Raw genomic sequence first — 23,904 nt, 5'->3', positions numbered from 1 at the left:
GCTCAAACTAGCTGAGTACGCGTCTTTTTTATTAGTTTTGTAGGAAAGCTATTTCCTATATGTTTGATGATATTTTAGCGGCTATTCCCTTCGGAATTATCCTTGCGTTCACAATTGGTCCAGTATTTTTTGTACTGCTCGAAACTAGTGCTACCAAAGGATTTAGAAGCGCTTTAATCTTTGATTTAGGTGTTATTTTAGCAGATATTGTCTTTATTTTATTAGCATTTTATAGTACCAATAACCTTATTGATAAAATAAAAGACGACCCAAATTTCCTAATTTTTGGAGGTATACTTTTAGCGGTTTATGGTTTTATTTCTTTTATAAAAACATCTAAGTCTTTTCGTTCAATTGTCAAAGAATATCATCGCGTTGAAATCCAAAAGAATGCCTACGGAAAGCTATTTATAAAAGGCTTCTTACTTAATTTTATAAATATTGGTGTGCTATTAGGTTGGCTAGGATTTATTGTTATTGGAAGCACTATTACCGAATCTGAAAACGGTGTGCTTATATTTATTATCACCATGTTAACAGTTTATTTTTTAACCGATTTAATTAAAATTGCACTCGCTAAACGATTAAAGAATAAACTAACTCCTCGTCTCATTTTTAAAACAAAAAAAATCATTGCCCTAGTGATTTTAGGTTTTGGAGTACTCTTATTAACACAAGGTTTGTTCCCTGAACTTTACGAAAAAAGTAAAGAGCAAATAGAGCGTGTTAATCCTATAGGTAATTAAATCAGGTTATAGTGCAAAATCCGACTAAAAAGATACTTACATTCCCACTTAGAATAGTATTAATACTTGTAATTTATAGTGTATTATTTAAAATAATGCACTGGCCCTATGCCAACCAATTATTATTGATAGGTAGTGTACTATTAATGCTTTTATATAGTATTCGGTTTCTATACAAAACGGAGAAAACACGTATTGATATTGTAAAATTAGGACTCGTTCTTGTATGGACAGTAAACCTTGTACTAAAAACATATCACATTACTTTTATAGCATATGCACTTGAATTAATTTTATTAATCTTCTTCATTTGGTGGTTTATTGAAGATGGACTCAATTATTTTACAAGTAGGCAACTTATAAACAATGGCTTTGTAAAATTCTTCTATTATGGGTTTTGTATTGTGACAATAGCATTAATCATATTTGGAGCATTATTTAAAATACAGCACTGGCCTTATGGCTCATTAATTTTGACATTCGGTTTTTTGTTATTAAGCATCATGCTTATAGTTGATTATTTTGTAATTAAACGATCTTAACACCTCATAATTTTATGAATAATGAAGATATTTTACTAAAGGAGCGTCTAAGGTTTTGCAAGAACTGTGTTCACAGGAAAAATAATTTACAAGTTGGTATACTCTGCGGATTAACTGATAAAAAACCTAATTTTGATGGCTTTTGTAAGGATTATGTTGAAGATAGTGCTCTATTAAAAAAAGAGAAAGAAAGAGATCGCATGAAGCTAAATAGAAGTTCTTCATGGATTACAGCGTCTGTAGTAATTTCTATTGTGTTGCTAGGTTTTAAAATAATACGATCAGTAGCAAGACATCAAAAGAATAATAACCCTCCTCAACAATCTCAATACGATAAATATTTTGAAGAACAGCAAGAAAGAGCATATCAAAGACGTCATCATGTGAATACGCTTAATTATTTAAGTGATAGATATAGAAATGCTCATTTCAGCAAAAAACTTATCGAAGACACAGTTGTTGTCTTAAATCAACGTATGAAACTTAATTTGCCTGATGGATTTCATTTATCCATTTCAGATAGCGATACAGATCTTCCTGTTAGAGCAACATCTCGAGGGTATTATTTTATTTATAACAAAATTGAAAAAGATAAAACTAAAAGCCTTTTCAACCAATGGAAAACATTTAGAAACCGTTTGATTAACCAATACCCTTCAAGTGAGTTAACAGTTAACAATATCGATTCTTCAACCGTTTCTGATAACATTGATAGAATAAACTTTGAAATTAAAAATAAAGTAGATCGTATCATTGGTGTTGCAAGAATTATAGATCACAACAACGAACGCTACTTTTTTCAGTTAGTATCAGATTCTAAAGGTGCAAACTATTCGCAACTATATCGATTCTTGAATTATTATGTTAAGATTGAAAAGCAATAGAAATAAAAAAACCTCCAAGTTAATACTTGAAGGTTTTAGAGGCATCTAGCGGATTCGAACCGCTGTACAAGGTTTTGCAGACCTCTGCCTAGCCACTCGGCCAAGATGCCTTGTTTATTATTACTCGTAAACGAGGAAGGCAAATGTATAAAAAATTACCATTTTACACTATAAACCCTTAGTTTTTTCGTCTTTTGGTCATTTTTATCGTTACGCTCTCTACATCTCCTCCAATTGGAGGATTGAGTTTACTTACACTTACAGTTGCTTTTTTTACTAATAAATCTTCTTTAAAAATACGATCCAATATACGCTGTGCAACAGTTTCCAATAATTTGGAGGGTTGCTGCATTTCTTCTTTTACTATTTTATTAAGTAATACATAATCTACTGTATCACTAAGCTTGTCAGTTACAGCTGAGGTTTTTAAATTAGCCTTAACCACAAGATCTACACGATAGTCACTTCCAATTTTAGTTTCTTCTTTTAAGCAACCATGATGAGCAAAAATGCGTATGTTTTCAACTTTTATTATTCCCAAAGTATTCTATTTTATAACAAATATAAGACGCAAATATCAATTATACATCGAATTCATTTTAGATGTTTATTTGATATATTATTTAATAACTTTGCCTATTATTTTAAAAGCATGTCTGAAGAAACTAAATCGCTCAATTTTATAGAGCATATCATAGAAGAAGATCTAGAAAATGGATTATCAAAAGATAAACTTCGTTTTCGCTTTCCACCAGAGCCAAACGGTTACTTGCATATTGGTCATACTAAGGCTATTGGTATTAGTTTTGGTTTAGGAGAAAAATACAATGCACCTGTAAATCTTCGTTTTGATGATACTAATCCAGCAAAGGAAGAACAGGAATATGTAGATGCGATCAAGCGCGATATCAAATGGCTTGGGTATGAATGGGCGAATGAACTTTATTCTTCAGATTATTTCCAAACACTTTACGACTGGGCGATTCAACTTATTAAAGATGGAAAAGCTTATGTAGACTCACAGTCCAGTGAAGCTATTGCTGAGCAAAAAGGAACACCAACTCAACCAGGTATTGAAGGGCCTTATCGCAATAGAAGCATTGAAGAGAATCTCGATTTATTTGAGCGTATGAAAAATGGCGAGTTTGATGAAGGTGAGCATATTCTTCGAGCTAAAATAGATATGCAACATCCTAATATGTTGATGCGAGATCCATTGATGTACCGTATTTTAAAAAAACATCACCACAGAACCGGCAACGACTGGTGTATTTATCCTATGTACGATTGGACACATGGTGAAAGTGATTATATCGAACAAATATCACACTCATTATGTTCTCTAGAATTTAAGCCCCATAGAGCGCTTTACGACTGGTTCAAGGAGCATGTATATGGTTATGCTTCAAAAGAGCTACCTATGCTTCCAAAACAACGAGAATTTGCGCGTTTAAACTTAAGCTACACAATTATGAGTAAGCGAAAGTTACTCAAATTAGTAGAAGAAGGAGTTGTTTCTGGATGGGATGATCCTAGAATGCCTACCATTTCTGGATTGAGACGTCGTGGATATACACCAAATTCTATTCGCCATTTCATTGAGCGCGTAGGTGTGGCTAAACGTGAAAATGTCATTGATGTATCTCTTCTAGAGTTTTGTATTCGCGAAGACTTAAATAAAACGGCTCCAAGAGTCATGGCTGTATTGGATCCTGTAAAATTAGTCGTTACCAATTATCCTGAAGATAAAGAAGAATGGCTAGAAGCCGAAAATAACCCTGAAGATGTAAGTGCTGGATCTAGAAAAGTACCATTTTCAAGAGAGTTGTATATTGAAAAAGCCGATTTTAAAGAAGAAGCTAGCAGTAAGTTCTTTAGACTAAAGTTAGGTAGTGAAGTACGATTAAAAAACGCATACATTATTAAAGGAGAACGAGTGATTAAGGATGCTGATGGTAACATTACCGAAATTCATTGTACGTATTCTACAGATACTGAAAAGAAAGTAAAAGGCACCTTACATTGGGTATCTATTAAGCATGCTATAAAAGCTGAGGTTAGAGAATATGACCGATTATTTATGGACGAAGCACCAGATAGTCACCAAGACAAAGATTATATGGAGTTTATTAATCCAAACTCTTTAAAAACTACAGAGGCTTATGTAGAACCAAGCTTAACCAATGCTAGTATTGGTGATCGTTTCCAGTTTCAGCGTATTGGTTATTTTAATGTTGATAATGATGCAACTCCAGAACATTTAGTATTTAATAAAACAGTTGGACTTAGAGACTCTTGGGCAAAACAAAAACCAAAACCTCAACACAATCAAAATAAGCCAAAACAACCTCAACAACAACGACCAGCAATTGAAGTGATTAAGCAGCTAGGTAAAAAATACACAAACTTACCTGAAGCGAAACAAGAAAAATCTAAAGCTGAAATTCTAAAACTTGCAGAAAACGTAAGCTATGAAGATTTACAACCACTTTTTAATACTGCAGCTAAAAAAGTAGGAACGCGTATTGCAACCATGTTGACACTTGGCGTCTTGCTTAAAAACGGACAAGAACGCAATGGTGATATCGAAGCGTTTATATCGAAAGCATTAGAAGATAAAAACGAATTATTGGTAACGGAAGCAAAAGCGATATAGAACCACATACAATAGTTTTAACAACCTCGAAGAAATACGCTTTGAGGTTTTTTTGTACATTTAGAGGACTAACTAAAATTTTAATATTATGGATACATTACCAATTTCCCCATTAGCAATACCTGTTGCAGCAGTTGCAGCATTGGTTATTGGAGCCATCTGGTATAACCCAAAAGTATTTGGGAATGCTTGGATGAGAGCTTCTGGGATGACAGAAGAAAAAATGAAAAGCGGCAATATGGCTGTGATTTTTGGCCTAGCCTTACTTTTTGCTGCTATGTTAGCGGTATTATTAATGCAATTCACTAATCACCAATGGGGAGCGCTAGGTATGATTGGTGGAGAACCAGAGGGAGCTAAAGCGTCTTTTGAAGCGTTTATGGCAGATTATGGTGATGCGTACCGAACATTCAAACATGGTGCGCTTCATGGTACTATTTTTGGAGTATTTGGTGCACTGCCTATAATTGGAACCATAGCTTTATTTGAACGAAAAAATGCTAAATACATTTTTATCAATTCTGGATATTGGATAGTGACTTTAGCTGTAATGGGAGCAATCCTGTGCGGATGGAACTAAAACTTTTATATAGATTTAACATAATTAAAGGCTGAGAATTGTAATTTTCGGCCTTTCTTTTTTTGCATTGACACACTTTAAACTATACAATTCGGTTGCAGATCTACCTGAGTCTTGGGATGAGCTTTTGGTTAACGATATTTTTTTAAAAACACCTTTTTTAAAAGCATTAGAGGCATCGTCACCAACAAATATTTCTAGTTATTTTTTAGCTGTATTTTCTTCGGAAAAGTTAGTGGGTATTGCCATTATTCAACGTGTTGAAATGTATTTAGATGATGTGTTTAGAAAGACGTCTAATCAATTTTTTAAACGCTGTGGAAAAATACTCATCTCCAAAATTGTTAAAGGAAACGCGCTTATCGTAGGTAATTTAATGCATACTGGACAACATGGTTTGTATTTTAATTCTGATGCTCTGTCTCAAGATGAATTTTTAAATACCATTTCCGAAGGAATTAAAGTGCTCACAAAAACAATTAGAGAGAAATTCAATAAAAAAATTAGAATTATAGGTTACAAAGATTATTTTGAAGATGATCCCATTCATCATAGTTCCTCTTTTTTCCAAAGCGAAAAGTTATATAAAGCGCAAGTGCAACCGAATATGATTTTTAATGTGCGAGATGATTGGAAAATACCTGAAGACTATATTAGTTCGTTTAACAAGAAGTATCGTAGACGCTATAAAACAGCACGAAAAAAAAGTGCTGCTATCACGCGTAAAGAATTAAACCTTGATAAGGTTAAGCAATCTTCTGATAGATTATATGAATTATACGAGTGTGTCTCTGATAACGCAGGTGTTAACTCCTTTAAATTACATAAGGATCACTTTTATAATTTAAAGCTTCAACTTAACGATAATTTCAAATTGTTTGGATACTTTTTGGAGGATCGTCTAGTCGGTTTTTACACATTGGTTTTGAACCACAAGAAACTTGAAACTTATTTTTTAGGTTATGATCAAGCACTGCAGCACCAACACCAAATGTATCTTAATATGCTATTTGACATGGCTTCTTTTGGTATTAATCATGAGTATAATGAAGTTATTTTTGCCAGAACAGCCATGGAAATTAAAAGCTCGGTAGGCGCAAAACCACATAACATGCATATTTATTTAAAGCATACCAATAATGTCATTGCAAATACGGTTTTAAAGTTAGTTGTAAAGTATGCCAACCCCATACGAGAGTGGGATGAACGACATCCGTTTAAATAATTAATGACTTGTGTGTTTGTAATTGACGTTTTTTCCGACTTAGTATAAAACGCAATACCATGAGAAAAGTAATCTTCATATTATGTCTTTTGCCATTAATTTCCTTTGGTCAAGAGATGAATAACGACAAATTAAACGAGATATATACCACACTTAGTGATTCAATTCAAGGTAATAATGGCGCTTGGCAATTTTTTGTCAATGATGTCCAATTAGCATCATTTACAGACACAAACCACAATAGAATGCGAATCATTTCACCTATTGTAGAAGCAAACACGTTAGATGACGACTTACTTAAAGCAGCTTTAGTAGCTAATTTTCATACAGCATTAGATGTAAAATATGCTGTTTCCGAAGGTATTCTTTGGGCTGTTTTTATTCATCCTTTAAAAGAATTGACTGATCACCAGGTTAAAGATGCTATAAGCCAAGTCTATCACGCTAATGTTAATTTTGGAACGACATTCGCTAGTACGTCTTTAACGTTTCCATGGGCAGGAAGTGAGACAAAAGAACCTGATAAAAAAAAGAAAGCGTCCAAGACTAAGAAGATTTAAATAAAAAACCTGAAAGCATATTATAGCCTTCAGGTTCTTTTTTATTTATAAAGATAGTTGATTACTCTTCTTTTTTCTTTTTAGCATTTTTCATTGCTTCACCAATTTGATTACTCGCTGTAAAGCTCGCCACCATATCATTAAGCATTTGGCTTCCGGCTTGTGGAGAGTTAGGTAACAAGATTAAGTTACTATTAGTTTCTTGACCTATAGACTGTAACGTGTCATAATGTTGAGTTACAACAATTAATGCTGAAGCCTCTTGAGAATTAATACCAACTTTATTTAGCACTTCTACAGATTCTTCTAAACCACGTGCAATTTCACGACGTTGATCTGCAATACCCTGTCCTTGTAAGCGCTTACTTTCTGCTTCTGCTTTCGCTTTTTCTACAATTAAGATACGCGCAGCATCTCCTTCAAATTGTGCTGCAATTTTTTCACGCTCAGACGCATTAATTCTGTTCATAGCCGCTTTTACTTGCGAATCTGGATCTATATCAGTTACTAAGGTTTTAATAATATCATAACCATATTCAATCATAGCATCATTAAGCTCTGATTTTACTGCAATAGCAATATCATCTTTACGTACAAAAACGTCGTCTAATTTCATTTTAGGCACTTCGGCACGTACTACATCAAACACGTAAGATGTGATTTGGTCATGAGGATAATCCAGTTTATAAAAGGCATCGTAAACCTTGTCTCTTATTACTTTGTATTGTACAGATACTTTTAAACGTACAAATACATCATCTAAGGTTTTGGTCTCGATGATCACATCTAATTGCTGAATTTTTAAACTCAGTTTTCCTGCAATACGATCAACTAAAGGAATTTTAAGTTGTAAGCCAGAATGTCTTATGCTTTGATATTTACCAAATCGCTCTATAATAGCAGCAGTTTGCTGTTTCACAATAAAGAAAGCTGAAATTATTACAATTACTGAAAAAAAGATGATTGGTATAAAAATATAATTTTCCATATGAAGTTTTTAATGGTTAGATAAAATAATGAATTACTAATTTAAGTTATATTTGCCCAAATCACACACTAAACACATGCAAAAAAAGCAGTTTATTTTATTAGTAGCGTTTTGTATAGGTTTTGTTACACTATCTGTGGCACAACCTAAGAACTACAATATTAGAAATGGAATAGGGGTTATTGGAGGTTTAACACAATATGATATTAAAACTGATAATTTCGCTACCAAAAGTGGAAATGGGTTTATTGGCGGTATGATTGCCACAGTTGATCTTCCTCATAAATGGTATACCGTAAGTTATGGCTTGCAGTTTTCTCAAAACTCATTTGAAATTACAGGAAGACCATCTGCTGCTACTGTGACTCAAGAACAAGTGGAGTACGAGCTTAAAGCGGTACAACTTGCCTTTTTATTTCATGCAAAGTTATTGGGTGATTACCTTACTATAGATTTAGGGCCACAACTACAGTACAATAGTGAACTGGAACTAAAAGATGACAGTCAAAGCAACTATGTCATCAATGGTTTTGATGCCTTATTAGCTGAAGATATTACACCAATTTCACAGTTTAATGTCAATGGTGTTGTAGGTGCATCTGCTGGTATAGGAAACTTTAAGTTGAGAGCGACTTATAGTTATGGATTCACCAATATATTCAATAAACTGAATGACCAAAACTTAAATGTAGGCGGTAATGCCGATCGCTTTGAAGGGAATCAAAGTATGCTATCGTTTGCTTTGATGATTACGTTTTAAGCTCAGATCTTTTGGAGTCTATAAATAAGTTTGAAAGCTTATGTTGTTGCAATCAGGCTATCAATACGCTTCAGTGTTTCAGCTTTTCCGATCATGTAAATAATATCAAATACATCTGGACCCTGTAAAGCACCAACAAGCGCTAAACGCAATGGCATCATTACCTTTCCAAAACCAATGTCATTAGATGTGATCCATCCTTTTATTGAATTTTGAAGGTTCTCTACTGTGAAATCATCAACACTATCAACTAATTCTTTTACCGTGTTAAGAATAGTTGTTGTTCCTTCTTTTATAGCTTTCTTAGATGCTTTTTCGTCGTATACCGAAGGCGCTACAAAAAAGAAGTGACTTAGATCCCAAAAATCACTTACAAACGTAGCACGTTCTTTTACTAAAGCGATAACCATTTCAATATATTGGGTATCTATCTGAGATAATTCTGATTTCGATTTCTGAAATGCCAAAGCCAAATCATGATTGTCTTGATCTTGCATATAATGATGGTTAAACCACTTTATTTTATCAGGATCAAATCGTGCTCCAGCTTTATTAACACGTTCTAATTCAAATGCATTGATTAATTCGTCTAAAGAAAATATTTCTTGTTCTGTACCTGGATTCCAGCCTAAAAACGCAAGGAAGTTCACCATAGCTTCGGCAAAATAACCATCTTCTTTATAACCTCTTGAGAGATCATCAGTTTTAGGATCTCTCCACTCTAATGGAAATACAGGAAACCCTAATTTATCGCCATCACGTTTACTTAGTTTCCCTTTTCCGGTTGGTTTCAAGATCAATGGCAAATGTGCAAACTGAGGCGCTTCCCAACCAAAAGCTGCATACAATTGAAAGTGTAATGCTAATGACGGCAACCATTCTTCGCCACGAATCACGTGTGAGATTTCCATAAGGTGATCATCTACAATGTTGGCCAAATGGTATGTAGGCATGCCATCACTTTTAAATAAAACCTTATCATCTAAAACATTGGTGTCAATTTTAATATCACCACGAATACTATCTTTTAAATGCAAGGTTTCATCTTGAGGAGATTTAAATCGAATCACATAATCCTCATCTGCATCTAATTTTGTTTGGACTTCATCTTCAGAAAGCGATAAAGAATTATTCAGTTTTAATCGGTTGTGCCAATTATAAATAAAGGTTTTGCCTTTAGCTTCATGGTCTTTTCTGTGAAAATCCAATTTTTCAGCAGTATCAAATGCATAATAAGCATGGCCTTTTGCAATCAATTCATCTGCATATTGCTTGTACAAATGTTTACGTTCGCTTTGTCTGTATGGTCCAAATTTTTCGTTTTTCCCAACACCTTCGTCAAAAGGAATTCCACACCAATTTAAAGATTCAACAATATAATTTTCGGCACCTTCAACATAACGATTTTGATCGGTGTCTTCTATACGAAGTACAAATGTGCCATTATGTTTTTTGGCAAATAAATAATTAAAAAGCGCAGTTCTAACGCCTCCAATATGTAAAGGTCCTGTTGGGCTTGGCGCAAAACGCACACGAACGGGTTTGGTCATTATCTGTTATTTAAAGCCGCAAAGATAGATTGATAAGATTAGAGAACAAAGAAAATAGAGTAGAGCCTTTGTTTTTATTTTGAAAAAATGAAGCTATTGTATTAGTTTATTTATTTTTGTTTAATGAAAAAACTAATACCATATATCTTAGCTAGTGTAGGATACATCTCGTTTTTTTTATCGATTATATTTTTGTTGTTTTTTATAGGTAAATATATAACAGACAAACACTTAGATTTAAATAATTTGTATGGTTTTATAATAGCACTATGCATTTCCATATCATTTATTTACATAGCTAAAAGACTGTTTTAACTAACTTAGATAATCATTTCCTTTGGCACACGCTTGTTCATTATTTTAAACCATAACGGCGGAAGCATTGCTAATACCATTGATGTTGGATAACCATATGGCATTTGCGGACTCTCATCGTGACAGTCTAAGGTTTGATACTTTTTTGATGATTTAAAATGATGATCGCTATGTCTTGTGAGTTCATACAACACAATTCTCCCTATCACATGGTTAGAATTCCATGAATGCATTTCTTTGACGCGCTCATAACGACCAGATTTGGTTTTTAAACGCATTAAACCGTAATGTTCAATATAGTTAACCGTTTCAAGCAATAAAAACCCAACAACAGCAGCAGCAAAAGCAAATAATAGTCCGAGAACACCAAACACATAAAACATAACAACTAAATAGCAGACTTGAAAGATGATATACCAAAGCATATCGTTTTTTACTGAAAAAACCTTTTGATGGTTATTTTTTAATAATGTTCTCTGAATTCGCCACGCACTTAGATATTGCCTAAAAATTGAAGTTACCCAAAATGAATACACCGTTTGATTATATCTTGCGGTTGCTGGGTCTTCTGGTGTTGCTGCGTGCAAATGATGTCCAAAATTGTGTTCGATATAAAAATGCATGTATTGAGATGGTAGAAGCAAGGCTTTACCAATAAAACGTTCATTTGTGGCTTGTCTGTGGCCCAATTCGTGAGCAACGTTTATTCCATTTACACCTAGCACAATACCTACAGATAAGATTACTCCAACAAGTTCATAAGTTTCAATGACACTAAAAGATGCCACATAGGCGCCATAGAATACCAAACTATAAACCACGGGAAGGTTAAGATATAATAGCCAATCAAATAGTTTGCGCTTTAATTTACTATCAGCTTCCTCAGAATTCAAATTATAAGTATCTACTGGAAATATGAGCTCTAAAACGGGAATAATAACAAAAGCATAAACAGGTGTTAAGTACACTAAAGTTCCTTTAAAATAAAGACTTATTAAGGCAACAATTGGTATAGAAAAAGCAGCTAGGTATTTGAGGTCTTTCATTTAAATTTGGTTTTAAGTTGGTCTCTATTTTAACACAACTCCTCGAAATTAACAGAATCTTACCAAATTTAGGCATTTACCGTTTAAAATAAAATTGTAGATTAGTGAGTTAATTATCAGTATGGCAAGTAATTTTAATCAAATACAAGGTAAATTAGAACAATTCATCAAGCGTTATTATACGAATGAATTACTTAAAGGTGCGATTTTATTTTTTGCAATCGGACTTTTATATCTTATTGTCACCTTACTTATTGAATATTTTTTATGGCTAAGTCCTACGGCAAGAACCATTTTGTTTTGGGTCTTTATTGCTGTGGAAATAGCTCTATTTGCTAAGTTTATTGCATTTCCTCTAGCGAAATTGTTCAAGCTTCAAAAAGGAATCGATTATGAAGAAGCGTCTCAAATTATTGGGAACCATTTTCCAGAAGTGAATGATAAACTATTAAATGTACTTCAGTTAAACCAAAATAGTCAACAATCGGAATTATTGGAAGCTAGTATTGAGCAGAAATCTGCTGAGTTGAGCCCAATCCCATTCAAACTAGCTATTAACTTTAAGAAAAACGCCAAATATTTAAAATATGCTGCGATTCCTGTCGCTATTTTACTTCTGTCCTTCTTAACAGGTAAAATAGACTGGTTTAGTGATAGCTATGAACGTGTTGTGAACTATAATACGGCGTATGAGCCTCCAGCACCATTTCAGTTTTTTGTGGTTAATGAAGATTTAAAAGCCATAGAGAATAAAGACTTTAAAGTAGTTGTCAATACTGCAGGAGACATCATCCCAGAAAACGCACAAATTCATTTTAATGGACAGTCGTTTTTTATGCAACAAAAAGCACCTGGTCAGTTTGAATATGTATTTGCACAACCAAAAGAGGCTTTATCTTTTAGCTTATCAGCAAATGATGTGCTATCAAAAAATTACAATTTAGACATTATTAAAGTGCCTACATTGGTCAATTTTGAAATGGTATTAGATTACCCAGCCTATACCAAAAAACAAGATGAGGTTTTAAAAAGCACCGGGAGTTCCACTATTCCTGAAGGCACTAATGTTACATGGAGGGTAAACACTAAGTCTACAGATGAGGTTGTCTTTTACTCTAAAGATACAACAACATTTAAGTCTATTTCCGAAGGGAAGTTTGAAACTACAAAACGTATTTTTAGTAATACAGATTATAGCATAAGTACGAGTAACGAACAATTAAAAGACTATGAAAACCTTGCTTTTTCTATTAATGTCATCAAGGATAGTTATCCTGAAATGAATGTGAAAATGGAAAAAGATTCTCTAGACAATCAAACCCTGTACTTTTTTGGACAGGTAAGTGATGATTATGGGTTGAGTAAACTTCAAATGGTGTATTACCCAAGTAATAACCCTGAAGCAAAGTCGTATGAAGTCATGAGTGTTTCTAAATCTACTTTTGATGAATTTGTAAGCGCTTTTCCAAATCAACTAAACCTTGAAGAAGGAGTAGACTACGAACTCTATTTTCAAGTATTTGATAATGATGCGTTACATAGATATAAGAGCTCGAAAAGCTCGGTTTTTAGTTATAGAAAGCTAACTAAAGATGAAGAGGAGCAAAAGCAATTGGAAGAACAAAATGAAACGATAAAAGACATAAGCAACACGTTTGATAAACTTAAAGAGCAAGACAAACAGCTTAAAGAATTGTCTAAGACACAAAAAGAAAAGAAAGAACTCAATTTTAATGACAAGAAAAAGTTTGAGAATTTCATCAAGCGTCAAAAAGAGCAGGAGCAATTGATGCAAAACTTCAATAAAAAACTGAAAGAAAATATTGAAGAGTTTCAAAATGAAGATAAAGAGAAAGATCAGTTTAAAGAAGATTTACAAAAGCGACTAGAAGAGAATGAACAACAACTCAAAAAGGATGAAAAACTTTTAGAGGAGCTGGAGAAGATGAAGGATAAAATCAACAAGGAAGAATTCACTCAGAAACTTGAGCAGTTAGCTAAACAAAACAAAAATAAGGAGAAGAGTCTAAAACAACTTTTAGAACTCACAAAACGCTTTTATGTAGCCAAGAAAGCCGAGAAATTAATGAAAGAACTCGAAGAGCTTGCCGAAGAACAAGAGAAGTTATCTGAAGAAACCAAAGAAAATAATACCAAAGAAGAACAAGAAAAGCTCAACGAGAAGTTTGAAGATTTCCAGAAGGAAATGGAGGATCTAGAAAAGGAAAATAATGAGCTCCAAAAACCAATGGATTTACCTCAAGATAAACCAACTGAGGAGTCTATTAAACAAGATCAGCAAGAGGCCACTGATGCCTTAGAAAAGCAAGAGGAAAAAGACGCCCAAGAGCAGCAAGAGCAACAAGGGGAAAAACAAGAACAAGGAGAGCCTAAAGATAAGCAAGACCCACAAGAGCCTCAGGGACCACAAGATGCCCAACAGAAGGCTAAGAAAAAGCAAAAGCAAGCGGCACAAAAAATGAAAGAGATGAGCCAAAAAATGGCGCAAGGCATGCAGATGGGTGGTGGCGAACAAATGCAAGAAGATATTGACGTGCTGCGACAAATACTAGACAATTTGGTGCTATTTTCTTTTGATCAAGAAAACTTAATGAATCAATTTAAAAGCATAGAAGTTAACCATAATGAGTATGGCAAATTCTTAAGAAAACAATACAACTTAAGAGAACATTTTGAGCATGTTGATGATAGCCTATTTGCATTATCATTACGACAGCCAGCAATATCTGAGCAAGTCAATGCACAAATTACCAGCGTGTTTTATAATATAGATAAGTCTATGGCTCAATTGTCTGAAAATCAGATATATCAAGGCATTTCTTCACAACAATACACGATTACGTCTACTAATGAATTAGCTAGCTTTTTAAGCGATGTTTTAGATAACATGAACATGCAAATGAATCCTTCAATGGGTCAAGGACAAGGACAAGGCGAGCAGCTTCCAGATATTATTATGAGTCAAGAAGAACTTAATAAGAAAATGGAAGAAGGCATGAAAAAAGGCCAAAAAGGAAAGAAACCCAAAGAGGGCGAAAATGGTCAAGAAGGTGAAGGCCAGAAAGAACAAAATGGAGAGAATGGCAATCCAAAAGATGGAGATAAAGGGAAGGATGGTAAAGACGGGAAAAAACAAGGCGAAGGTGAGGGTCAAGGTGAAGGCGAAGGAAATAGTGAAGACACTAATGGTGAACTTTATGAAATCTACCAAAGACAACAACAATTACGTCAAGCTTTAGAGAATAAATTAGGCAAGGAAGGCAAAAAAGGTTTTGGAGGCGAATTATTGAAGCAAATGGAAGAGATAGAGTTGGATCTAATTAATAAAGGTTTTACCAATCAAACGCTTCAAAAGATGATGGAATTGCAGCATCAATTACTTAAGCTAGAGAACGCGACTTTTATGCAAGGCCAAGATAATAAACGAAAATCTGAAACAAATAATAAAACATACGATAATAAAATTCCTAACCAAATACCTAAGGCTAAAGAATATTTTAATACTACTGAAATTTTAAACCGCCAAGCATTACCTTTGCAACAAGTTTACAAAAAGAAAGTTCAAGAGTATTTTAAAAAGGCTAATGATTAGTTTTAACTACGAGACCAATTTCAAGTTAGAGGAAGAAGCAGAGATTTCAGATTGGATATCACAAACTATTTTAGAAGAAAATCGCAGAGAAGGTGACATTAATTATATCTTCTGTGATGATGAGTATCTACATAAATTAAATGTAGAATATCTTAATCATGATACACTCACCGACATTATCAGCTTTGACTATTCTGTCGGAAAAGAACTACACGGAGATATTTATATTTCTGTTGAGAGGGTCGCCGATAACGCCAAAGATTTTAATGTGGATTTCTTCGAAGAATTATCTCGAGTTGTTATTCATGGTATACTTCATTATTGTGGCTATCAAGATAAAACAGATGAAGATGCCGAGCTTATGAGATCAAAGGAAAACTACTACTTAACGACACGTCATTAGTATATTAGGAATTCGGCGTATATTTGCAAACTGAATTTTTGAATATTAATGTTCCACGTGGAACAATACAGAAGATTATGTTCAACGAAGTATATGATGTCATAGTTGTTGGCGCAGGACATGCAGGAAGTGAAGCTGCAGCTGCTGCTGCTAATATGGGAAGTAAAACCCTGCTTATTACAATGAATTTGCAAAACATTGCGCAAATGTCATGTAACCCAGCTATGGGAGGAATTGCCAAAGGGCAAATCGTTAGAGAGATTGATGCGCTTGGTGGTTATAGCGGGATTGTAAGTGATACGTCTGCTATTCAATTTAAAATGCTTAATAAATCTAAAGGACCAGCTATGTGGAGTCCGAGAGTCCAAAGTGATAGAATGCGTTTTGCTGAAGACTGGCGATTACTTTTAGAGCAGACTCAAAACTTAGATTTTTATCAGGAAATGGTATCTGGTTTAATTGTAGAAAACCACAAAGTCGTTGGAGTAAAAACATCGCTTGGTTTAGAAATTAAAGCAAAAACAGTTGTGCTTACTAATGGTACTTTCTTAAATGGCTTGATTCATATTGGTGATAAAAATTTTGGAGGAGGAAGAGCTGGAGAAAGAGCTGCTACCGGAATTACGGAACAATTGATTAATCTCGGATTTGACTCTGGTAGAATGAAAACAGGCACACCTCCTCGTGTAGATGGTCGTTCTTTAGATTATTCTAAAATGATCGAGCAACCAGGAGATGATCAACCTGAAAAATTCTCGTACTTAGAAAACATAAAACCATTAACAGAACAGCGTTCGTGTCATATGACTTATACAAGCCCTGAAGTTCATGATTTACTTCGCGAAGGGTTTGATCGTTCGCCAATGTTTAATGGAAGAATTCAAAGTACTGGGCCACGATATTGTCCGTCTATTGAAGACAAGATTAATCGTTTTGCCGATAAGGATAGACATCAATTATTTGTGGAGCCTGAGGGTTGGAATACTGTTGAGGTTTATGTGAATGGATTCTCTACATCACTTCCAGAAGATGTTCAGTTTAAAGCGTTAAAATCTGTCGTAGGTTTTGAAAATGTGAAATTTTTTAGACCGGGTTATGCAATAGAATATGATTATTTTCCGCCAACACAATTGAAGCACACTTTAGAAACTAAATTAGTTGATGGATTGTTTTTTGCTGGGCAAATTAATGGAACAACTGGATATGAAGAAGCTGCTTCTCAAGGATTGATGGCAGGAATTAATGCTGCGTTGAAAGTTCAGGAAAAGGATGAATTCATATTAAAAAGGAACGAAGCTTATATAGGCGTTTTGGTTGATGATTTAATCACTAAAGGAACTGAAGAGCCTTATCGAATGTTTACATCGAGGGCAGAATACAGAACTTTATTGCGACAGGATAATGCTGATTTTAGACTAACACCAAAAGGATATAAACTTGGTTTAGCGAGTGAGATCCGATTGAGGAGAATGGAAGAAAAGCAAACACAATCTGATAATTTCGTCAACTTTTTTAGACAAACTAGTGTTAAGCCTGAGGAGGCAAATCCTGTATTAGAAGCAAAAAATTCATCGTTGGTAAAACAATCTGACAAGATGTTTAAACTGTTTTCTAGACCCAATATAACTACTGAAGATATGCGTCGTTTTGAAGCTGTTGAGAATTATATTCAAGAGCATAATCTTGACAGAGAAGCAATCGAACAAACCGAAATACAAATCAAATATTCTGGATATATAGAAAAAGAAAAGAACAATGCAGATAAACTTAATAGGTTAGAAGATGTGAAAATCCCGACAAATTTTGACTATACAAAATTGAAATCTATGAGTACAGAAGCTATTCAGAAATTAACAAAAATTCAACCCGTTACGATTTCTCAGGCTTCGCGAATAAGTGGAGTTTCTCCTGCAGATGTTTCGGTGTTGTTAGTATATTTGGGTCGATAAAAACACGATTTTATATAATATGTTTCACGTGGAACATTTTAAAACCAATCTTTTTTTGTGATAACTAAACCTGAAGATAAGGCCTATTTGAATGTTAAAGATTATTCTGTTTCAGGAGAAGAGTTTCAGTTGATTTATAATACTGAAATGGATATGCTTGAAACATTTCCTCAACCATCTAAAGATACATTAGGTAGTTATTATGATAGTGAAGATTATATTTCACACACAGATTCTAAACGAAATATATTTGAAAAGGTCTATCACTTTGTAAAATCAATTGCTCTTAAACGGAAACTAAAATTGATTAATTCATTTCATTTAAAAGGAAATACTTTATTAGATGTTGGATGTGGGACAGGCGATTTTTTAAAAGTTGTAAAAGATAAAGGTTGGGATGTTTTTGGAATTGAACCAAATGAAAATGCAAGAGCAATTGCTAATCAAAAAGCAGGAGATACTGTTTTTGAAATCTCGCATTTGTCAATGTTTGAACCTGAAACTTTTGATGTGATTTCACTTTGGCATGTCCTTGAACATTTACCACAATTAGAAAACCATATCGCAATTTTTGAAAGATTATTAAAACCAGAAGGACGATTAATTATCGCTGTTCCAAATTTTAAAAGTTACGATGCTATATATTATAAAAATTATTGGGCGGCTTTTGATGTGCCTAGACATTTATGGCATTTTTCTCAAAAAGCGATTTCAAGATTAGTGGCTCAAAAAAACATGGAAGTTGTAAAAACAGTTCCAATGCTATTTGATGCCTATTATGTATCCTTACTTTCTGAAAAATATAAGAAAGGGTTTATGAACCCAATCAATGCGTTTTGGAATGGTTGGCGTTCAAATAGTAAAGCAAGACGTACAGGAGAGTACTCTTCACTAATATATGTGATAAAAAAGAGCTAAAACACATTTTTATGCGATTTAAGAGCTTTTTACCACTTAAGACATATAATTGGGTTTCTTAGAAGTTTATAGAATTAAAACAGCTGTTTTAGGAGTTGATTTTTTATAGCTTTTAGAAATGCATAAATAGAATTCTATAAATATTATTTATAGTTCTATTTTTTACCAAAAAACTCATCCACTTTCATACATTTGCAAAAAATTAAATAAAATTAAAAATGAAAAAAATAGTTAGTGTCTTAGTTTTTGTACTTGCATTAGTATCATGTCAAGATCAACAAAAAATAGCGTTTATAGATAATGGTGAAGTTATTAACGCGTATCAAGAAAAAATAGATATCGAAACAAAGTATAAATTGAAAGATGAAGACTTCAAGAAGAGAGCAGATAGTATTGGACAAGCATTTCAATTAGAGGTTCAGAATTTTCAACTAGGCGCAACAAAACTTTCGGAAAGAAAACAACAGGAGCAAGGTCAAGCTTTAGGACAAAAACAACAATTACTTCAGCAACAACTGCAAAGAGAACAACAAAACTTAACCAACCAATTTAATGTAGAAATGGATTCTGTAGTAAATCGCGTTGAAGACTTTGTTTCTGCATATGGTAAGACTAATGGTTATAGCTTTATTTTAGGAAGAAACGAAGCAGGAAGTGTTTTATATGGCACAGAAGCGAATGATATTACTAAGATAATTATAGAAGCTATCAATACAGATTATAAAAACAAACAATAAACGTAAGCTATTGTTATTCAGGGTTATAAACAAGAAAAGAGAGGTGATATCACCTCTCTTTTTGTTAAAAAAGGATAACTAACTAATTAATTCATAACAATTTTTCCAACTCTAAATACGTGTTTCCTTTTTCATTCTAACCAAAAGACTATGTTGTCGATACCATAAAAATGGATTTATATATGATTAGCAAACTTGAGACTATTAAAAACCAGTAGCAAAAAACTAGCGGTTATTAATATTAAACAGTTTAAAAAACAAACACCCTACTTTTTTTTTCAATTTTATTTAGAAAGGTTTGAGGAATTTAATTTGTTTAAAGAGTAAAGCCCTCGTTTTTTAAGTATTTTTTTATAGTTTTAGATCCAATTCTTTTTTAGATATATGGCGACAATTAAGAACTCATCTATGTGTGATGAAAAAACCTACGAGTTATTTTTCAAAACACATTCTAAAGTCTTTAGGAATTACATTTACTATAAGTGTGGCGATATTCAGCAAGCAGAAGATATTGTTCAAGATACCTTTATTAAGCTATGGAAAAATTGTGCAAAAGTGGCTCTTAAAAAAGCAAAGTCTTACATGTTTACATTAGCTAACAATGCATTTTTAAATCAGGTTGCTCACAAAAAAGTGGTTTTAGAGTATCAAAAAACGATTATGAGGCAGCAAACTAACGAGAGTCCTGAGTTTATTTTAGAAGAAAAAGAGTTTCTATTAAAACTAAACAAAGCCATTGCAGATTTGCCAGAAAAGCAACGTGTTGTTTTCTTATTAAGTCGAATAGATAAGAAAAAATACAGAGAAATTTCAGAATTGTTAGGTATATCGATTAAAGCGGTCGAAAAACGGATGAGTCAAGCCCTAGATACATTGAGAAAAAAAATAAGTAATATATAAAGTAGGGTAAAACACAGTATAGCGGTTTTACTAAAGTAAGAAGAATTTTAAAATGGAGAACGATATTACAAATGGAGAAATTATTAGGAAATGGCTTGAAGGCGAATTATCTCAAGAAGAGATAGAAGCGCTCAAGTCTTCTAATGTCTATGATGATTATAAAAAAATCATAGATGCTACTAATAATTTAAATGTACCTGACTATGATATTGAAAAGGAATATGTCAAAATACAACAGCTAAGAACTCATAAAAAAGCAGCAGCTAAACAGATAAAAAACTGGATGTATGCAGCAGCAGCAGTTTTAGTAGTAACCTTAGGGTATTTTTATTTTACCGACACTTCAACAAGCTATCAAACAGGTTTTGGAGAACAATTAGCGATAACCTTACCAGATAACTCTAAAGTAAGATTAAATGCAAATTCGAGTATAGAATTTAATGAGGGTAATTGGGAAGAAGAAAGGGCTCTAAAACTTGTAGGTGAAGGCTTTTTTGAAGTTGAAAAAGGAAGTACATTTTTAGTAACAACTAACGAAGGTACGGTTGAGGTTTTAGGAACAGAGTTTAATGTGGCCGTTCAACCTAACTTTTTTGAAGTACAATGTTTAGAAGGAAAAGTAAAGGCATCTGATTTCAAACAAAAACAAGCCTTACTAACCCAAGGCAAAGGCTTTAGGTCTGTTAACGGTGTGATTCAAGAGTGGAACTTTAATAATAAAAAGCCATCATGGATTCTGGGGGAGAGTAGTTTTAATGATTCGCCATTAACACAAGTTCTAATTGCTTTTCAAAACCAATACAATGTAACTTTTGAAACTAAGGGTATTGATAAAAATCAACGCTTTACCGGAAGTTTTACACATGACGATATTAACACTGCTTTAGAAACTTTATTTGATGCTATGGAAATTTCATATACTTTTGAGGAAGAACAAAAGATTGTTCTTTTTAAAAGCGAATGAGATATAAATTTCTAATAATTATACTATTGCTTTCGTTTACAGTATGTTCTCAAGAATTAACCTCTGTAAACTATAACAAAACACCTCTAGAAGATGTATTAAAAGACATTGAGGTGAAGTATGCCGTAAAGTTTTCGTTCAATACAAAACTTTTAAAAAATCAATTTATAACTTTAAATAACGATGAAATTGATTTAAATAGCATACTTGAAGCTATTACCAAACAATCTAGGGTTAGTTTCAAAAAAATCACAGATCGATATTATACCATAAGGGCTAATAACTCTAGCATATCTAATCTTCAAGAGTTAGATGAGGTACTTCTTACAGAGTATCCCACTATAGGAATCAATAAAAAAAGTGATGGATCCATTTCTGTTTCACCAGATAAATTAGCCATATTACCTGGTTTAATTGAACCAGACGTATTACAAAGCCTTCAAATTTTACCTGGATTGCAAAGTCCAGATGAAACCGCTGCTGGTTTGTATATTAGAGGCGCAACACCTGATCAAAATTTAGTGCTTTGGGATGGCATAAAAATGTATTATTCTGGACATTTCTTTGGTATATTATCTGCATTTAATCCCTATGTAACAAATGAGGTTAACCTCACAAAAAATGGAACTAGAGCACGTTATGGAAACGCATTGTCTGGTGTTATTGATATTACGTCTACACCAGATGTGCCTAAAGAACTAAAAGTAGGTTTTGGTTCTAATTTAACCCATGCCGATTTTTATGTTAAAGCTCCTGTAACAAATAAAATAGGACTTGTTGTGTCTGCAAGACGATCATTTACTGATGTTTTTGAAACCATAACTTTTAGTAATTTTTCTGATCGTGTATTTCAAGATATAAGATCATATATTGATGAAAACGAACTAAACTCGAGTGTCGACAATACATTTTATTTTGCAGATTATACGGCTAAAATTATCGCTGAGCTTTCTCCAAAAGATAAGCTAACATTTAGCACATTATACACAAATAATGATTTGGATTATGAGTTTAGATTTGAAGATGATGTTGAGACGTCTAGGGATAGATTAGATATAAAAAACAGAGGAGCTAGTTTAACATGGAATAGAACATTAAATGAAAAGGTGACTTTTAAAACTGAAGCTTTTTTCTCAAATTTTGAATTAGACTATTCTGGTGAGAAAACGTTTTTTGGGTTTTTTGAAGAAGGGGAAAAAAGAAATGATATCAAAGAGATAGGCGCTTCTATAGAAACTAATATTAAGCTTAACGAAACACACGCTATAAATGCTGGGTATCAGTTTTCTTCAAATGATGTGAGTTATTCATTATATAGCTTTCAAGAGCTGTTTGATCTTGTGCCTTTTGAAGAATCTTTATCACTAATTAACAATACGCACACACTCTACTCCGAATACCAATACAATAGTGATAAGTTTGAGGCTATTGCTGGCGTTAGAGCAACAAACTATTCCGTTGCCGATAACATGTATCTAGAACCAAGGTTGACCTTAAAAACCAAACTAACAAATGACATTAAACTAAAAGCTGCTTTCGAAGCAAAGACTCAGGCCGTAAGTCAGGTGATAGAATTTCAATCTTCAAATTTAGGGTTCGGTCTAGAGAATCAGGTATGGACTTTAGCTTCAGGTGATAGTATTCCTATTCAAAGAAGCAGACAGTTTTCAGCAGGTTTTGAATTTCAGAAAAACAAATGGAATATTGATGTTGAAGCCTATTATAGAAACATAAAAGGAATTACAACTAATACTAGAGGATTTAGAGATGTATCGTTTTTCTATACCACAGGAAGTACTGAAGCCTTTGGAGTAGATGTATTAGTTAATAAAAAAATTGGTAATTACAGAACTTGGATTGCCTATTCTTTTTTAAATAATGATATCACTATTCAAGAGTTAAACTTTGATACGTTTGAATTTAATAACGACATGACGTATCCTGGAAATTATGACATCACTCATAATTTTAGCTGGTCTCATGCTTATAATTTTAAAAACCTCGAGGTTTCTTTAGGGTGGAGAATTAGAACAGGTAGACCTTACACAGAGCTTGAATCGATCACTTCAGATGAAGAATTTATATTTTTCAATTTTGGTGATGTTAATGAAGAGCGATTGCCAACCTACCATAGATTAGATTTTTCCTCTACATACAAGTTTAAATTTTCAAAAGATGGCAGATGGAAGGGTAAAGTAGGTATTTCTGTTATCAATTTATATGATAGAGAAAATGTGCTGTTTCGTCAATTCTTTTTAGGTGACCCTTTAGATGATAGTAATACGCCAGATTATGAAGTGATTCAATCTGATTTCTTTTCATTTGGAATAACACCAAACCTTGTGTTTAGAGTAGAGTTTTAATAATCTTATTCGATTTTAATAGGTTATTTATCGCCCTAAACATTCACAAAAACTTCTTATTATTACTTTTTTACACTTTAAAAACAGCCACATTCTTCGTTATGTGAGCTGAAAATAAAAATTAATTTGACTTAATTTTTTATTACATGCAACCCTTAAAGTTTTGTGTTGTCTATAGTATTACATCATCAATCAAAAAACGAAC

The 23,904-nt window shown here is 33.2% G+C and carries 20 protein-coding genes and 1 tRNA gene; 16 read left to right on the top strand and 5 right to left on the bottom strand.

Translation table 11 applies throughout. The features are described 5' to 3' along the window. The first annotated feature begins 59 nt into the window (after window positions 1-59). From Q0783_RS04655 to Q0783_RS04645, 3 genes are all read left to right on the top strand, one after another. Complete coding sequence (locus tag Q0783_RS04655) at window positions 60-746, top strand: LysE family transporter (RefSeq protein ID WP_230934622.1); 687 nt, start codon at window positions 60-62, stop codon at window positions 744-746. A 95-nt stretch (window positions 747-841) separates the two neighbouring features. Next, entirely contained in the window at window positions 842-1,288 is a 447-nt protein-coding gene (locus Q0783_RS04650) for a hypothetical protein (RefSeq protein WP_298893657.1), read from the top strand. 14 nt (window positions 1,289-1,302) lie between these two features. Further along, window positions 1,303-2,172: a hypothetical protein gene (locus tag Q0783_RS04645; RefSeq protein WP_298893655.1), complete on the top strand. Its 870-nt coding sequence runs from the start codon at window positions 1,303-1,305 to the stop codon at window positions 2,170-2,172. A gap of 39 nt (window positions 2,173-2,211) precedes the next feature. On the opposite strand, the gene Q0783_RS04640 is transcribed toward Q0783_RS04645, so the two are convergent. Together Q0783_RS04640 and folB are read right to left on the bottom strand one after the other, a co-directional pair. Continuing rightward, window positions 2,212-2,282: transfer RNA gene (locus tag Q0783_RS04640), tRNA-Cys, on the bottom strand. Window positions 2,283-2,350: 68 nt separating this feature from the next. Next, the gene (gene folB / locus Q0783_RS04635) at window positions 2,351-2,713 is read right to left on the bottom strand and encodes a dihydroneopterin aldolase (RefSeq protein ID WP_298893653.1); all 363 of its coding nucleotides are present in this window, start codon (window positions 2,711-2,713) and stop codon (window positions 2,351-2,353) included. A 111-nt stretch (window positions 2,714-2,824) separates the two neighbouring features. Here folB and Q0783_RS04630 point away from each other — a divergent pair, with 111 nt between their 5' ends. From Q0783_RS04630 to Q0783_RS04615, 4 genes are all read left to right on the top strand, one after another. Then, on the top strand, window positions 2,825-4,828 hold the full coding sequence (locus Q0783_RS04630; protein ID WP_298893651.1) for a glutamine--tRNA ligase/YqeY domain fusion protein: 2,004 nt from the start codon (window positions 2,825-2,827) through the stop codon (window positions 4,826-4,828). Between the two features lie 88 nt (window positions 4,829-4,916). After that, window positions 4,917-5,408: a DUF1761 domain-containing protein gene (locus Q0783_RS04625; protein ID WP_298755514.1), complete on the top strand. Its 492-nt coding sequence runs from the start codon at window positions 4,917-4,919 to the stop codon at window positions 5,406-5,408. Between the two features lie 67 nt (window positions 5,409-5,475). Then, window positions 5,476-6,633 (top strand): GNAT family N-acetyltransferase, encoded by a 1,158-nt coding sequence (locus Q0783_RS04620; protein ID WP_298893649.1) that lies wholly within the window; start codon window positions 5,476-5,478, stop codon window positions 6,631-6,633. Window positions 6,634-6,692: 59 nt separating this feature from the next. Next, window positions 6,693-7,193: a hypothetical protein gene (locus Q0783_RS04615; protein WP_298893647.1), complete on the top strand. Its 501-nt coding sequence runs from the start codon at window positions 6,693-6,695 to the stop codon at window positions 7,191-7,193. A 61-nt stretch (window positions 7,194-7,254) separates the two neighbouring features. Here Q0783_RS04615 and Q0783_RS04610 read toward each other — a convergent pair whose 3' ends face one another. Further along, window positions 7,255-8,181, bottom strand: coding sequence for an SPFH domain-containing protein (locus tag Q0783_RS04610; protein ID WP_298893645.1), 927 nt, complete (start codon window positions 8,179-8,181; stop codon window positions 7,255-7,257). Between the two features lie 76 nt (window positions 8,182-8,257). Between Q0783_RS04610 and Q0783_RS04605 the strand changes: the two genes are divergently transcribed. Then, a complete protein-coding gene (locus Q0783_RS04605; RefSeq protein ID WP_298893643.1) occupies window positions 8,258-8,941 on the top strand; it encodes an outer membrane beta-barrel protein in 684 nt (227 codons plus the stop codon). A gap of 38 nt (window positions 8,942-8,979) precedes the next feature. On the opposite strand, the gene gltX is transcribed toward Q0783_RS04605, so the two are convergent. Together gltX and Q0783_RS04595 are read right to left on the bottom strand one after the other, a co-directional pair. After that, a complete protein-coding gene (gltX, locus tag Q0783_RS04600; RefSeq protein ID WP_298893641.1) occupies window positions 8,980-10,491 on the bottom strand; it encodes a glutamate--tRNA ligase in 1,512 nt (503 codons plus the stop codon). Window positions 10,492-10,811: 320 nt separating this feature from the next. Beyond that, entirely contained in the window at window positions 10,812-11,852 is a 1,041-nt protein-coding gene (locus Q0783_RS04595) for an alkane 1-monooxygenase (protein WP_298893639.1), read from the bottom strand. Between the two features lie 121 nt (window positions 11,853-11,973). Between Q0783_RS04595 and Q0783_RS04590 the strand changes: the two genes are divergently transcribed. From Q0783_RS04590 to Q0783_RS04555, 8 genes are all read left to right on the top strand, one after another. Next, window positions 11,974-15,465, top strand: a complete 3,492-nt coding sequence (locus Q0783_RS04590; RefSeq protein ID WP_298893637.1) for a DUF4175 family protein — start codon at window positions 11,974-11,976, stop codon at window positions 15,463-15,465. After that, on the top strand, window positions 15,458-15,868 hold the full coding sequence (gene ybeY / locus Q0783_RS04585; protein WP_298893635.1) for an rRNA maturation RNase YbeY: 411 nt from the start codon (window positions 15,458-15,460) through the stop codon (window positions 15,866-15,868). The genes Q0783_RS04590 and ybeY overlap by 8 nt, the downstream gene beginning before the upstream one ends. Window positions 15,869-15,945: 77 nt before the next feature. Further along, a complete protein-coding gene (gene mnmG, locus Q0783_RS04580) occupies window positions 15,946-17,817 on the top strand; it encodes a tRNA uridine-5-carboxymethylaminomethyl(34) synthesis enzyme MnmG (RefSeq protein ID WP_298893633.1) in 1,872 nt (623 codons plus the stop codon). Between the two features lie 57 nt (window positions 17,818-17,874). Next, window positions 17,875-18,735 carry a class I SAM-dependent methyltransferase gene (locus Q0783_RS04575; RefSeq protein WP_298893631.1) on the top strand — a complete coding sequence of 287 codons (861 nt, stop codon included), beginning with the start codon at window positions 17,875-17,877 and terminating at the stop codon, window positions 18,733-18,735. A gap of 218 nt (window positions 18,736-18,953) precedes the next feature. Further along, window positions 18,954-19,472: an OmpH family outer membrane protein gene (locus Q0783_RS04570; RefSeq protein ID WP_298893629.1), complete on the top strand. Its 519-nt coding sequence runs from the start codon at window positions 18,954-18,956 to the stop codon at window positions 19,470-19,472. Between the two features lie 384 nt (window positions 19,473-19,856). Next, on the top strand, window positions 19,857-20,372 hold the full coding sequence (locus tag Q0783_RS04565) for an RNA polymerase sigma factor (protein WP_298755480.1): 516 nt from the start codon (window positions 19,857-19,859) through the stop codon (window positions 20,370-20,372). 52 nt (window positions 20,373-20,424) lie between these two features. Beyond that, window positions 20,425-21,336 carry a FecR family protein gene (locus Q0783_RS04560; RefSeq protein WP_298893627.1) on the top strand — a complete coding sequence of 304 codons (912 nt, stop codon included), beginning with the start codon at window positions 20,425-20,427 and terminating at the stop codon, window positions 21,334-21,336. Further along, a complete protein-coding gene (locus Q0783_RS04555) occupies window positions 21,333-23,699 on the top strand; it encodes a TonB-dependent receptor plug domain-containing protein (protein ID WP_298893625.1) in 2,367 nt (788 codons plus the stop codon). The genes Q0783_RS04560 and Q0783_RS04555 overlap by 4 nt, the downstream gene beginning before the upstream one ends. Window positions 23,700-23,904: the final 205 nt, after the last annotated feature.

The organism is uncultured Psychroserpens sp., assembly GCF_947500255.1.
Classification (GTDB): domain Bacteria; phylum Bacteroidota; class Bacteroidia; order Flavobacteriales; family Flavobacteriaceae; genus Psychroserpens.
This window is presented reverse-complemented; position numbering and strand designations above follow the sequence as displayed.